At 68.8% G+C, this 12884-nt stretch carries 14 protein-coding genes; 12 read left to right on the forward strand and 2 right to left on the reverse strand.

What is annotated here, in order from left to right:
- The 12 genes from A9310_RS19230 to A9310_RS26025 form a co-directional block, all read left to right on the forward strand.
- On the forward strand, positions 1–549 hold a 549-nt coding region (locus A9310_RS19230), incomplete at its 5' end, for a GntR family transcriptional regulator (protein WP_139104690.1).
- 145 nt (positions 550–694) lie between these two features.
- A complete protein-coding gene (locus A9310_RS19235) occupies positions 695–2101 on the forward strand; it encodes a sulfatase (RefSeq protein ID WP_065631988.1) in 1407 nt (468 codons plus the stop codon).
- Between the two features lie 140 nt (positions 2102–2241).
- A complete protein-coding gene (locus A9310_RS19240) occupies positions 2242–3051 on the forward strand; it encodes a Stf0 family sulfotransferase (RefSeq protein ID WP_065631989.1) in 810 nt (269 codons plus the stop codon).
- Positions 3052–3128: 77 nt separating this feature from the next.
- Entirely contained in the window at positions 3129–4037 is a 909-nt protein-coding gene (gene cysD, locus A9310_RS19245; RefSeq protein ID WP_065632013.1) for a sulfate adenylyltransferase subunit CysD, read from the forward strand.
- On the forward strand, positions 4037–5959 hold the full coding sequence (gene cysC, locus A9310_RS19250) for an adenylyl-sulfate kinase (RefSeq protein WP_065631990.1): 1923 nt from the start codon (positions 4037–4039) through the stop codon (positions 5957–5959). The genes cysD and cysC overlap by 1 nt, the downstream gene beginning before the upstream one ends.
- A 92-nt stretch (positions 5960–6051) precedes the next feature.
- Complete coding sequence (locus A9310_RS19255; protein WP_302621829.1) at positions 6052–6885, forward strand: formylglycine-generating enzyme family protein; 834 nt, start codon at positions 6052–6054, stop codon at positions 6883–6885.
- Between the two features lie 319 nt (positions 6886–7204).
- Positions 7205–7924, forward strand: coding sequence for a lytic transglycosylase domain-containing protein (locus A9310_RS19260; RefSeq protein ID WP_171011689.1), 720 nt, complete (start codon positions 7205–7207; stop codon positions 7922–7924).
- 184 nt (positions 7925–8108) lie between these two features.
- Positions 8109–9392, forward strand: coding sequence for a phosphopyruvate hydratase (gene eno / locus A9310_RS19265; RefSeq protein ID WP_058250807.1), 1284 nt, complete (start codon positions 8109–8111; stop codon positions 9390–9392).
- 12 nt (positions 9393–9404) lie between these two features.
- Positions 9405–10079 (forward strand): septum formation initiator family protein, encoded by a 675-nt coding sequence (locus tag A9310_RS19270; RefSeq protein ID WP_065631992.1) that lies wholly within the window; start codon positions 9405–9407, stop codon positions 10077–10079.
- On the forward strand, positions 10076–10612 hold the full coding sequence (locus A9310_RS19275; RefSeq protein ID WP_065631993.1) for a DUF501 domain-containing protein: 537 nt from the start codon (positions 10076–10078) through the stop codon (positions 10610–10612). The genes A9310_RS19270 and A9310_RS19275 overlap by 4 nt, the downstream gene beginning before the upstream one ends.
- Positions 10609–11556 (forward strand): Ppx/GppA phosphatase family protein, encoded by a 948-nt coding sequence (locus A9310_RS19280; RefSeq protein WP_065631994.1) that lies wholly within the window; start codon positions 10609–10611, stop codon positions 11554–11556. Before A9310_RS19275 ends, A9310_RS19280 begins: the two co-directional genes overlap by 4 nt.
- Positions 11557–11586: 30 nt before the next feature.
- Positions 11587–11763, forward strand: coding sequence for a hypothetical protein (locus A9310_RS26025; RefSeq protein WP_175401181.1), 177 nt, complete (start codon positions 11587–11589; stop codon positions 11761–11763).
- 11 nt (positions 11764–11774) lie between these two features.
- On the opposite strand, the gene A9310_RS19285 is transcribed toward A9310_RS26025, so the two are convergent.
- Both A9310_RS19285 and A9310_RS19290 read right to left on the reverse strand, forming a co-directional pair.
- Positions 11775–12272: a DUF4395 domain-containing protein gene (locus A9310_RS19285; protein ID WP_065631995.1), complete on the reverse strand. Its 498-nt coding sequence runs from the start codon at positions 12270–12272 to the stop codon at positions 11775–11777.
- 101 nt (positions 12273–12373) lie between these two features.
- Positions 12374–12865 carry a hypothetical protein gene (locus tag A9310_RS19290; protein ID WP_065631996.1) on the reverse strand — a complete coding sequence of 164 codons (492 nt, stop codon included), beginning with the start codon at positions 12863–12865 and terminating at the stop codon, positions 12374–12376.
- Between the last annotated feature and the right edge of the window lie 19 nt (positions 12866–12884).

A 12884-nucleotide genomic window follows, 5' to 3' on the forward strand; every position in this document is an offset into this window, starting at 1 on the left:
TCGGTTCCGGGTCTGGCCGCCCGACTGGACGTGTCCCGCAGCCCGGTGCGCGAGGCGGTCCAACAACTCGTCATGGACGGGCTGGCGGTCTACACGCCTCGTGTCGGTGCGAAGGTGGCCGTCCTCGACGACGAGATGCTGCGGCACGTCTTCGAGGTTCGTGAGGTCCTCGACGGACTCGCCGCGCGCCAGGCCACCATCCGGGTGACCCGTGCCGAGCTGACCGGGCTCTGGGATCGGGTGCGTGAGCAGGAGCGTCTGCTGGAGGCCGAGCCCGATCACCGACGCGACGCCGAACTCGATCTCGACTTCCACACCGCGGTCCGGTCGCTGTCGGGCAACGCCCCGCTGTGCGACGCACTGCTGAAGCTCGACACCCAGTCACATCTCTACCGATCCGACATGTGGTCGCACGAGGACAACCGTCGGCACGCCGTGACCGAGCACCGCCGGATCGTCGCGGCACTGGAGGTCGGTGACGCCGACGAAGCCGACCGGGCCGCGCGCGCCCACGCCGCCGGCGTGCTCGTCCGGCTGCTCCGTACCTGATCCGGTGCGCGATCGCCGTGACCCCGGCCACCGGACTTTCGCCCACGCTGATTTGATCTCGTCAGGCGGTGCGGCGGCGGGAGAGAGCGCATCCGCCGCCCCGGGTGGGCCCCGGCAGGGGAATCGTCTGCGCCATCATGGGTGGATGGTCTCTTCACCCGATGCCGCGCGCCGCGACAACGTGATTCTGGTGCACTGGCACGATCTCGGTCGCCATCTGCGGTGTTACGGCGCCGATGGCGTCGAGAGTCCCGTCCTCGACGACCTCGCGGCCGTCGGCATCCGGTTCGCCGACGCACACGCGACGGCGCCGCTGTGCTCACCGGCCCGCGGTTCCCTGTTCACCGGGCGCTATCCGCACGGCAACGGGCTCGTCGGCCTGGCCCACCACGGGTTCGAGTACTTCCCGGACGTGCAGACCCTGCCGGCTCTCCTCGCGGGTGCGGGGTACCGCTCGGCACTCTTCGGGATGCAGCAYGAGAGTGCGGACCCCGGCCGGCTCGGTTTCGACTCGGTGGACGTGTCCGACTCGCGCTGCGACTACGTGGTGGACCGGTCCCAGGACTGGTTGCGACGACATGCGCACGACGATCGGCCGTTCTTCCTGACGGCAGGCTTCTTCGAAACGCATCGGCCTTACCCGGCCGACGAGTACAAGCCGGCGGACACCAGCACGATCGCGGTGCCCGGGTTCCTGCCGGACACCGACGACGTGCGCGACGATCTGGCGGGTCTGCACGGCTCGATCACGAAGGCCGACTCGGCCGTGGGCCGGCTCCTCGACACCGTCGCCGAACTCSGTCTCGACGACTCCACCTGGATCGTGTTCGTCACCGATCACGGTCTGGCGTTCCCACGGGCGAAATCGACGCTGTACGCCGAGGGCACCGGGATCGCATTGATCATGCGCCCGCCGTCGCGGCTGGGGATCACGCCGACGGTCTACGACGATCTGTTCTCGGGGGTCGATCTCACGCCGACGCTGCTCGACCTGGTGGGCGTCGACATCCCGGACACGGTCGACGGTGACTCGCACGCCCCCGCGCTGGTGGGAACCGAATCCACGGCCGTTCGCACCGAGGTGTTCACCGAGAAGACTTACCACGATGCCTTCGATCCGATCCGGGCCGTGCGCACCAAGGACTTCAGCTACATCGAGAACTACGCGGCGCGGCCGGCGTTGTTGCTCCCGCTCGACATCGCCGACAGTTTGTCGGCGCGGTCGCTGGATCGGCAAGAGGTGCAACAGGATCGGTCGCGGGTCGAGCTCTACGACCTGCGTTCCGATCCGCATGAGCGCAACAACCTCGCCGACGACCCGTCGTATGCGCACGTCCGGGACGAGCTCGCGCGGGCGTTGGCCGACTGGCGCGAGCGCACCCATGACGACTTGCCCGATGAAGCGGCCGGCACGGCGACGGCGGAGGCCTTCATGGACGCATTCCACGCCAAGGCGGCGCAGGTCGAGGCCGAGGAGGAGGCATTGCCGTCCCGGCGTCCGCTGGGTGCCCGTCGCGAGTTGGCCGGGGACCTCACGTCGGGCGAGCGCTGAGGGGCGTCGGCGCGAAAGCGTCATCTCGGACACGCGATCTCACGCCACCCACAGCGCGGTCTCGGTGTCAATGGTTTCGACCCGGCTGCGCGTAAAAGGCCAGCTTGCGGTGCTTTTCCCGCTCGCTAGACTCGTCTTTCATGTCAGCGAAGTCCTCGTCGGGACCGGCAAATTATCTGGTGTGTGCCAGCCAGCGCAGCGGCAGCACGCTGCTGGTGGAGTCGCTCGCCGCGACCGGCGTCGCGGGTCGTCCGGAGGAGTTCTTCCAGTACTTCTCGGATTCCTCGGCGGCTCCGCAGCCGCGTGAATGGTTCGCCGGTGTCAGCGATCCCACCATCCTCGAACTCCTGGAGCCACTCGATCCCGGGGTGGTGGACACCCGCGATTCGGCCACCTGGCGCTCGGACGTGCGGGCGGCGGGTCGCACGCCGAACGGGGTGTGGGGCGGCAAGCTCATGTGGAACCAGACGCCGCTGCTGATCTCGCGCAGCCGGGTCGCGTCGGGTTCGTTGCGCGGCGCCGTCCGCTGGCTGTTCGACGGAGCCGATCCGCTCTACGTGCACGTCCATCGAGAAGATGTTGTGCCGCAAGCGGTGTCGATGTGGCGCGCGGTGCAAACCCGCGTGTGGCGGCACGACGGCTCGGACACCGACGAGCACGACGAGGCGGTGTATCACGCCGGCGGTATCGCCCATCTCGCCGGCATCCTGAGCGACCAGGAACGACAGTGGCGCAGCTGGTTCGCCGCCGAGGGGATCGAACCGCTCGAGATCGGGTTCCGGGACCTGGTCACCGATCCCACGAAGGCGACCGCACTGGTGCTGGAGAAGATCGGGCAGGACCCGGAGCTGGCGCCGCCGCCACCGCTGAAGCCACAGTCCAATTCGCGGTCCAAGGAGTGGGCCCGACGCTATCGAGAAGACGCCGAACGAAACGGATACCCACTGTGACCGCTGTAGACGAGACCTCGCTCGACCGGGCGACCGGCGACCGGGCCCGGCCCGGGGACGCGGGCGACTTCGACCATGTGACCGCCATCCGGGTGTTGGAGGCCGAGGCGGTGCACATCATCCGCGAGGTGGTGGCGGAACTGGAGCGGCCGGTGCTGCTGTTCTCCGGCGGCAAGGACTCCATCGTCCTGCTCCGGTTGGCCGAGAAGGCATTTCGGCCCGCGCCCCTGCCCTTCCCGATCATGCACGTCGACACCGGCCACAATTTCGACGAGGTGATCGAATTCCGTGACCGACGGGTCGCGCCGACCGCCGAGAATCCCGAGGGCATCGAACTCATCGTGGCCTCGGTCCAGGAGTCCATCGACTCCGGACGGGTCGCCGAGTCCACCGACCCGTCCGGTTCGCGGAACCGCCTGCAGACCCGCACCCTGCTCGATGCGCKGGAGGAGGGCGGATTCGACGCCGCGTTCGGCGGCGCCCGCCGCGACGAGGAGCGTGCCCGCGCCAAGGAGCGCATCTTCAGCTTCCGCGACGAGTTCGGGCAATGGGATCCCCGTGCCCAGCGACCCGAACCGTGGTCGCTGTACAACGGGCGGATCCGTCGTGGGGAGTCGGTGCGTGTGTTCCCGCTCTCGAACTGGACCGAGACCGACATCTGGCGCTACATCGAGCTCGAGGGCCTCGAGCTGCCCTCCATCTATTTCGCCGCCGAGCGGGAGGTCTTCGACCGGGACGGCATCCTGCTCTCGGTCTCGGAGTACTCACGGCCCCGCGACGGTGAGGAGGTACGGACCGAGTGGGTGCGTTACCGCACCGTCGGTGACCTGACCATCACCGGGGCGGTTCGCTCGCGGGCCACCACGATCGCCGAGATCATCGCCGAGATCAGCGAATCCACCGTCTCCGAACGCGGGGAGACCCGCGCCGACGACCGCACGTCCAGCGCCGCCATGGAAGACCGCAAGCGCGAAGGATACTTCTGATGACTCTCACCTCGCCACAGCCGGTCGTCCCCGCCGGTGACGAAACAAGCACGTCCACAAGGCAATTCCTGCGGATCGCGACCGCGGGCAGTGTCGACGACGGCAAGTCCACGCTCATCGGCCGGATTCTGCACGACACCGGCAGTCTGCCGACCGATCATCTCGCCGCGGTCACCGACGGCGACGGTGATGTCGACCTGGCCGCCCTCTCCGACGGCTTGCGCGCCGAACGCGAACAGGGCATCACGATCGATGTCGCCTATCGCTTCTTCTCCACGCCCACACGGAGTTACGTCCTCGCCGACACCCCCGGACACGAGCGGTACACCCGCAACATGTTCACCGGGGCGTCGAACGCGCACGTGGCGATCCTGCTCGTCGACGCCCGGCACGGCCTGCTGCGGCAGACCCGACGCCACGCCCGGATCGCAACTCTCGTGGGCGTGCCGCACGTGATCGCGGCGATCAACAAGATCGACCTCGTCGATTACTCCGAGCGCCGTTTCGACGAGATCCGGGCCGACCTCGCCGAACTCGCGGTGCAACTCGGGATCGGGGAGATCCCGGCGATCCCGGTGGCCGCCAAGCACGGGGACAACGTCGTGCACCGCTCGTCGAACACCCCGTGGTACTCCGGGACAACGCTGTTGGAGTACCTCGAGGACGTCGAGCTCCACGCGCCCGCGCCGGTGACCGAGGAACTGCGCCTTCCGATCCAGTGGGTGTCGCGTCCCAGCGAGTCGAACCGGCGTACCTACACCGGCCGGCTCGCTTCCGGAACACTGCGCGTCGGTGACGAGATCGTCGTGCTGCCGTCGGGAAGCCGGTCGACCGTCACGGCGCTCGATACCCTCGATCCCACGAGAGACGTTGCGGTGGCGCCTCTCTCGGTGGGAATCCAGGTCGCCGACGACATCGACATCGGTCGCGGCGACGTCATCGTGAGCGGTGCGGACGGAGCGCATGTACCGGTCCTGGCCCGCGAGATCGATGCGCACGTGTGCTGGTTGTCGAACTCGCCGCTGCGGGCCGGTGACCGCGTCGCCCTCAAGCACGGCCCGTCGACGGTCCGCGCCACCGTCCAGTCCCTCGAGCGGCGCCTCGACCCGGACACCCTCATCGAGCACGTCGCTCCCGGTGAGCTCGTGCTCAACGACATCGGCACCGTCACGCTGCGGACGTCGTCGGTGGTGCCGGCCGACCCCTATGCGAGCAACCGCGACACCGGCGCGTTCATCCTCATCGACGAGGCCTCGAACGACACGGTCGGCGCGGGGACGATCCTCGAGCCGCGCGAGGTCATCCCGGGTAAGGCGACGCGCAACGACATCAAATGGCATCCGAGTTCGCTGGCGCGTGCGGAACGATGGGCGCACACCCAGCAGCGCGGAGCGACGGTGTGGCTCACCGGTCTACCGGCGTCGGGCAAGTCCACCGTCGCCGTCGCGCTCGAGCGGGCCGTCGTCAGCCGCGGGCGCGTCGCCTACCTCCTCGACGGCGACAACATCCGGCACGGGATCTCCGACGACCTCGGCTTCTCCGCCGGTGACCGCGCGGAGAACATCCGCCGTGTCGGCCACGTTGCCCGACTCTTCGCCGACGCCGGGGTCATCGCGATCGCGTCGATGGTCTCGCCGCTGCGTTCCGACCGGGAGATCGCGCGTGAACTGCACCGCGCCGCCGACCTCGACTTCATCGAGGTCCACGTCTCCACGCCGGTCACCGAATGCGAACGCCGTGACCCCAAGGGCCTCTACGAACGCGCGCGTCGCGGCGAACTCCGCGGGCTGACCGGCATCGATGCGCCCTACGAGAGTCCGGAGAGCCCCGATCTGCGATTCGACACCACCGGCGCGGACATCGACCGGCTGGCGTCGCTCATCCTCGGTGCGCTGATGGATCGCGGCATCATGGCGGGGTGAGTTGCTGTCATCCCCCGGGACCCGCGCACGGCGGCCCGGGTGCGCCGTTCCCGCCGGYCGAGCACGCCGGTGGCGGTCCCGGAGTGCACCCGATCGAGACGGTGGACATCCCGGCCGGGGGCTTCGCCATGGGCGAMGCCTTCGACGAGGGGTACCGCACCGATGGTGAGCGACCGGTGCACGACGTCGAGCTCGGTGCGTACTCGATCGACGCGACGACGGTGACCAACGCCGCGTTCGCCACGTTCGTCGCGGCGACCGGACACCGGACCGATGCCGAGCGATTCGGTGGTTCCGCGGTGTTCCACACCTACGCCACCGCGCCGGGCGAACCCGTGCCGGGAACGCCGTGGTGGCTCGCCGTCGAAGGTGCGTCGTGGCGCCACCCGGCGGGTCCCGGAAGCAGCGTCGACGGTCTGGCCGACCACCCCGTCGTCCATGTCAGTCACCGTGATGCGCAGGCTTATTGCGCCTGGGCCGGACGTGTCCTGCCCACCGAAGCGCAGTGGGAGTACGCGGCGCGGGGTGGGTTGCGCGGGGCCCGATACCCCTGGGGGAATGAACCACCCACCGCAGAAGCGCCCCGCTGCAACATCTTTCGCGGCGAGTTCCCGGATGCGCCGACCGCCCGGGTCGGTACCGTGCCCGTGCGAGACTTCGAGCCCAACGGCTTCGGCCTGTACCAGTGCGCCGGCAACGTCTGGGAATGGTGCGCCGACACGTTCAGCGCCCGGTACTACCGCGTGTCCGACCGCAGCAACCCGCTGGGGCCGGGCCGGGGAAGCGCTCGCGTCCTGAGGGGCGGCAGCCATCTCTGCCACGACTCGTACTGTCATCGCTACCGGGTCGCCGCGCGATCGCACAACACGCCGGAGTCGACGGCGAGCAACATCGGGTTCCGGACCGTCGGTCCCGCGGCCGGCTGACATCCATCCGGCCGACAACCCGTCCTGCACGTCGCTGGGTTACAGGGCCCGCTCGCTGCGCTCCCGGCGCCCGGGACACAGGGCCCGCTCGCTGCGCTCCCGGCGCCCGGGAACCGAACTCCGCCGTGGTCAGTTGGATCAGCAGACTGTGTGTCGATTTCCGGGAGACCCGATCGGCTGTGCGATCGTGGTTCCCCTCGGGCGGTGTCCGCCCGAAAGTCGTCGGACCGGAGAGGGGAGTAGGGCAGGAATGCGTGTGGAGGGCCGGGATGCGGTGCGTCGGGAGTCGAGGCGGCCGAACCCGTGGAGGAACGGCCTCATGGCCTCGGCCGTGGCGGTCGCGTCGTCGGTGCTGCTGGCCGGCTGCATCGACCTGCCGTCGCTGACCAGGCCGGACATCCCGGAGGGCATCCCGCCGGGGGCAGGCGTGCCCCAGCCCTACATCGACATCAACGCACCCGGGCGTACCGCGGACAGGATGCACGACTGGGCCGTGCCCATCGCGGAGTCCACCGGTATCCCGGTCGTCTCGCTCCAGGCCTACGGCAACGCCGCCGAGATCCAGCGCCAGCAACACCCCGAGTGCGGACTGAACTGGACCACGCTGGCGGGGATCGCCGGCGTCGAGAGCAAACACGGCCACTACCGCGGCTCCGACGTGGCCGACAACGGCGACGTCAACCCGCCCATCCGGGGCGTCAAACTCGACGGCACCCGCGGCAACATGGAGATCCTCGACACCGACGGCGGCGCACTCGACGGCGACGCCACCCACGATCGAGCGATGGGGCCGTTCCAGTTCATCCCGGAGACGTGGAAGCGCTACGGCGTCGACGCCAACGGTGACGGCGTCCCCGACCCCGACAACATCGACGACGCCGCCCTCTCGGCGGCCCGCTATCTGTGTGTCTCCGCCGGCAACGACATGACGACGCCGGAAGGGTGGGAGAAGGCAGTCCGGACCTACAACAACTCGATGGCCTACGTCCTCGACGTGCGCGATCACGCCAACGCCTACTCGATCAACGTCCGCTTCTGAACCCTGCCGGGAAGGGCTTCAGCGCTTGCGTCGACCTTGTCACGTGCGGCTTCGGCGCAGCCACTAGGCTCTTGCCTATCGGCCGGCACCAGAACCGGCCGTCGTCGGCGTAGGCGGCCCCGTCGGAGGACACATCTCCTGGGATCACGCCGACGAACTCGTCCACCGAGATTGGGGTGCAACCGTGGCAATCATCGAGCAGGTAGGTGCGCGTGAGATTCTCGATTCGCGGGGCAACCCGACGGTCGAGGTCGAGGTCGTCCTGGATGACGGCACCTTCACCCGGGCCGCCGTGCCGTCCGGGGCGTCGACCGGCGAACACGAGGCCGTCGAACTGCGCGACGGTGGCGACCGGTACCTGGGCAAGGGCGTCACCAAGGCCGTCGAGGGTGTCCTCGGGGAACTGGCCCCGGCTGTGATCGGGATCGAGGCCGAGGAACAGCGCCTGGTCGACCAGGCACTGCTCGACTGCGACGGCACCCCCGACAAGAGCCGTATCGGCGCCAACGCGCTGCTCGGTGTCTCGCTCGCGGTCGCCAAGGGCGCGGCCGAATCGGCCGGGCTGCCGCTGTTCCGTTACATCGGCGGACCCAACGCCCACATCCTGCCGGTGCCGATGATGAACATCATCAACGGTGGCGAGCACGCCGACAACGGCATTGACTTCCAGGAATTCATGATCGCCCCGGTCGGCGCGCCGACCTTCAAGGAGGCGCTGCGGTGCGGTGCCGAGGTCTACCACGCCCTCAAGGGCGTCCTGAGCAAGCAGGGCATGAGCACCGCACTCGGCGACGAGGGTGGCTTCGCCCCCGACCTGCCCAACACCGAGGCGGCCATCGCGGTCATCGGTGAGGCGGTCGGCAAGGCCGGCTACAACTTCGGCCGCGACGTCGTCATCGCGCTCGACGCCGCAGCGACCGAGTTCTTCTCGAACGGTGCCTACAAGCTCGAGGGCAAGGAACTCGGCGCCGACGAGATGGTGTCGTTCTACGAGAAGCTCATCAGCGACTTCCCGATCGTCTCGATCGAGGACGGTCTGTCCGAGGACGACTGGGACGGCTGGGCCAAGCTGACCGAGTCGATCGGCGATCGGGTGCAGCTCGTCGGTGACGACCTGTTCGTCACCAACCCCGAGCGTCTCGAGGAGGGGATCTCCAAGGGCATCGCCAACGCACTGCTCGTGAAGGTGAACCAGATCGGCACCCTGACCGAGACCCTCGACGCCGTCGCACTCGCGCACAACAACGGCTACAAGACGATGATGAGTCACCGGTCCGGTGAGACCGAGGACACCACCATCGCCGACCTCGCCGTCGCCTGCAGCTGTGGACAGATCAAGACCGGCGCCCCGGCCCGCTCCGAGCGCGTCGCCAAGTACAACCAGCTGCTGCGGATCGAGGAAGGACTCGGCGACGCGGCACGGTACGCGGGCGACCTCGCCTTCCCGCGTTTCTCGTTTGGTTCGTGATTAGCTGTCTGCATGGCTTCGCAGCGACGTCACCGCGGTGACGGGCGTCAGCGTGGGCGCGATCGTCGGGTAGACGCGCGCTCACGCGAACGCGCCCGTCGCACGCGGCGGCACGCTCGTCCTGCGTCGTCGACGGTGCCCGAGGAAGCGGTCGAGGCGGCGGGGCACGAGCTTCCCGCCGATCTCGACGCACCGGTCGCCGACGACACCTCGGATTCCGGGGTCCGTCGGGTGGCGCCGGAGCGCGTGCCTCGAACCCGCCGACGTCCGGCCCGCGCCGGCATCGGCGCCCGCCTGCGTGGTGTCGAGATGACCCCGGCCGGCCTTGCGACGCTCGTCATCACCGTCGTGGTGGTGTGCGTGGTGGCACTGACCCTCGCGATGCCGCTGCGGATGTACTTCAGTCAGCGTTCGGAATTCCGTCAGCTGACCGCGTCGAACGAGCAGCTGCAACGCGAGGTCGCGGACTATCAGCAGAAAGTCAACGAGCAGAACGATCCCGCCTACATCGAGGCCCAGGCGCGGACGCGTCTGCAGTTCGTCAAACCAGGAGAGATCCCGCTCGTGATGTTGTTCCCCGCCGACGAGGCACGGCGCGAGGCCGCCGAACGTGCCGAAGAGCGCGCCCGCGCACCGTGGTACGGAAATCTCTGGGACACGCTGTCGACCCCTCCCGGCGTGCAGTGAGCTCCTCCTCCGGCCACGGTGTCTCCGCGGAGGATCTCGCCACGGTGGCCGCCCAGCTCGGACGCGAACCGCGCGGGGTCCTCGAGATCAGCTACCGCACACCTGACGGGAAGCCCGCGGTCGTCAAGACCGCGCCCCGGCTGCCCGACGGCACACCGTTCCCGACGTTGTACTACCTGACCGATCCGCGGCTGACCGCCGAGGCGAGCCGCCAGGAGTCGGTCGGCGTCATGAAGGGCATGACCGCGCGCCTGCACGACGACGCCGAACTCGCCGCGGCGTACCGCCGTGCGCACGAGGACTATCTCGCCGAACGCGACGCGATCGAACCCCTCGGCACCGATTTCACCGGTGGCGGTATGCCGGACCGGGTGAAGTGCCTGCACGTCCTGATTGCGCACTCCCTCGCCAAGGGGCCGGGACTCAATCCGCTCGGTGACGAGGCGGTGGCGCTCGCGGCCGCGAACGGGTTGCGCGGCACCGCGATTCCGGAGGACTGGCCCGAGCCGTCGGACGCGGGGACCGACGAGTGACCGTCGTCGGAGCCGTGGACTGCGGCACCAACTCGATCCGCCTGCTCGTGGCGAAGCCGGGCCCGGACGGGCGACTCGTCGATCTCCATCGTGAGATGCGTGTGGTCCGACTGGGTTACGGCGTCGACGCGACCGGGATGTTCGCCGCGGAATCGATCGAGCGGACGCGCGTCGCCCTCAGCGACTATGTCGACACGATGGAAGCGCTCGGCGTCGAGAGAGTGCGGATGGTCGCCACCTCCGCGACCCGTGACGCGTCGAATCGCGACGAGTTCTTCGCCATGACCGCCGATCTGCTCGGGTGCGTGTCCACCGGCGCGATCGCCGAGGTCATCACCGGCGACGAGGAGGCGCGGCTGTCGTTCCGCGGGGCAGTCGGCGAATTGGATGCGGCGGATGGGCCGTTCGTGGTCACCGACCTCGGCGGCGGTTCGACGGAAGTCGTCCTGGGCGATGCGGACGGGGTGACCGCGGCGTACTCGGCCGACATCGGGTGTGTTCGGCTGACCGAGCGTGCTCTGCCGTCCGACCCGCCCACGCCGACCGAACTGGCCGCGGCGACCGAGTTCGTGCGCGAACGTCTCGCCGAGGCGTTCGCCGCGGTGCCGGTTCAGTCCGCTCGCACCTGGGTGGGCGTCGCCGGCACGATGACGACGCTCGCCGCGCTCGGTGCCGGCCTCCCCGAGTACGACTCGGACGCGATCCATCTGTCGACGATCTCGCTGCCCGAACTCGACCGGGTCTGCCGGAACCTGATCGGTATGACACGCGCCGACCGCGCGGCGCTCGGACCGATGCACCCCGGGCGCGTTGACGTCATCGGCGGCGGATCACTGATCACCCTCGAGCTCGCGAGAGTGCTGTCGGAAAGTGCCGGTATCGACGAACTCGTCGTGAGCGAACACGACATCCTCGACGGGATCGCGTTGGGAATACTCGACTGAGCGGTGCTCGATCCAGTTACCATGCGTCGCATGGCATATAACGTGCGTTGCCCCTGCGGTGAGTCCATCACGGCCCTCGAAGCCGACTTCGTGCCGTCGGTCCAGGCCCACCTCGCCGCCGAACATCCCGGCCGCGACTACAGCGAGACCGAGATCATGATGATGGCCATGACCGTTCCCGACCGTTCGGTGAAGTCCGACGGCTGAGCGGCGTCGGATCAGACGGCAGCCGGATCGCGCAGCGAGATGTTGTTGCACGCCTCGCAGACCGACTCGGGGATGACACCGCGGCGCTGCAGGAATCCGAAGATCGTGCAGCCCAGGCAGAAGCCGAAGACGGCCTCGAGCGTAGCGGCGGCGATCAGCACGCCCGTGGCGAGTTGGGCGGCGAGCCCGTAGCCGAGCAGGCTGAGCACGAAGGCGGTCCCGCTGACGACGAGGCCGATGGTCTGGGCGAACCGCTTGGGCGGCCCAGGGACCAGCTTCTCCTTGCGGATGATCTTCGGCACGAGGAAGCGCACCGAGAGTTGCCCGAAAGGCGACAGGGTCGGTCCCGATGCCACACGCAGCGCGAACCCCAGGGCGAGGATGCCATAGAGCACGGGCGTGTTCACCGACACCGCGATGATCGCGAGGACGACGACCAACCCGGCGGTACTGCGCGCGGCGTAGTCGTTGACCGGGTTCGGGAACGTGAGGACAGAGCGCACCGACATCGGGCAACAACCTCCGGAGAGCGGGGACAATCGCCGACCAAGGTACGTGCGACGGCCCCATCGGGCAACGATTGCGCCCAGGGTGAATCGATCGGTGCCGGTCAGGACCCTGCGGTCGGGTCCATTCGCGGCTCGGACGCGGCGATGTCCCGCGGGTCGTCGACGTCCGGTTCGTCCTTGTCGGTCTCGCCGCCGTCGGAGGCGAGTTCCGCCTCGCGGGAGACCTCGCCCTCTTGGTCGATACCGGTCTGCTCACCGACGTCGATGCGGTCTGGCAGTTCGTCCATGTCCACTCCGGTCACCTCTCTGGCCTGTTCGGATTCGGCGTACGGGGCCGAGGTGTCCACCTCGGACGATGCGTCCGCGAACTCGGCGTCGATGATGCCGCTCGCGTCGTATCGCGGGTGGGCGTCGGCTTTGGCCTTGCGGGCGGCCTCGCGCATCTCGAACCCGTCGGTCACGATCTCACCGATCTCGCGGGTCACGCCCGCGACGGCTCCGGTGATGATGGTCGCTATGCGGCCGACGTGGGTGGCCGTGGACTCGATCAATTCCTGGAACAGATCCTTGTTGCGTTCGATGCTGTCGACCATCGCTTCTGGAATCCCCCTG

It is taken from the genome of Gordonia sp. UCD-TK1 (genome assembly GCF_001691435.1).
In the GTDB taxonomy this organism is placed as follows: domain Bacteria; phylum Actinomycetota; class Actinomycetes; order Mycobacteriales; family Mycobacteriaceae; genus Gordonia; species Gordonia hongkongensis.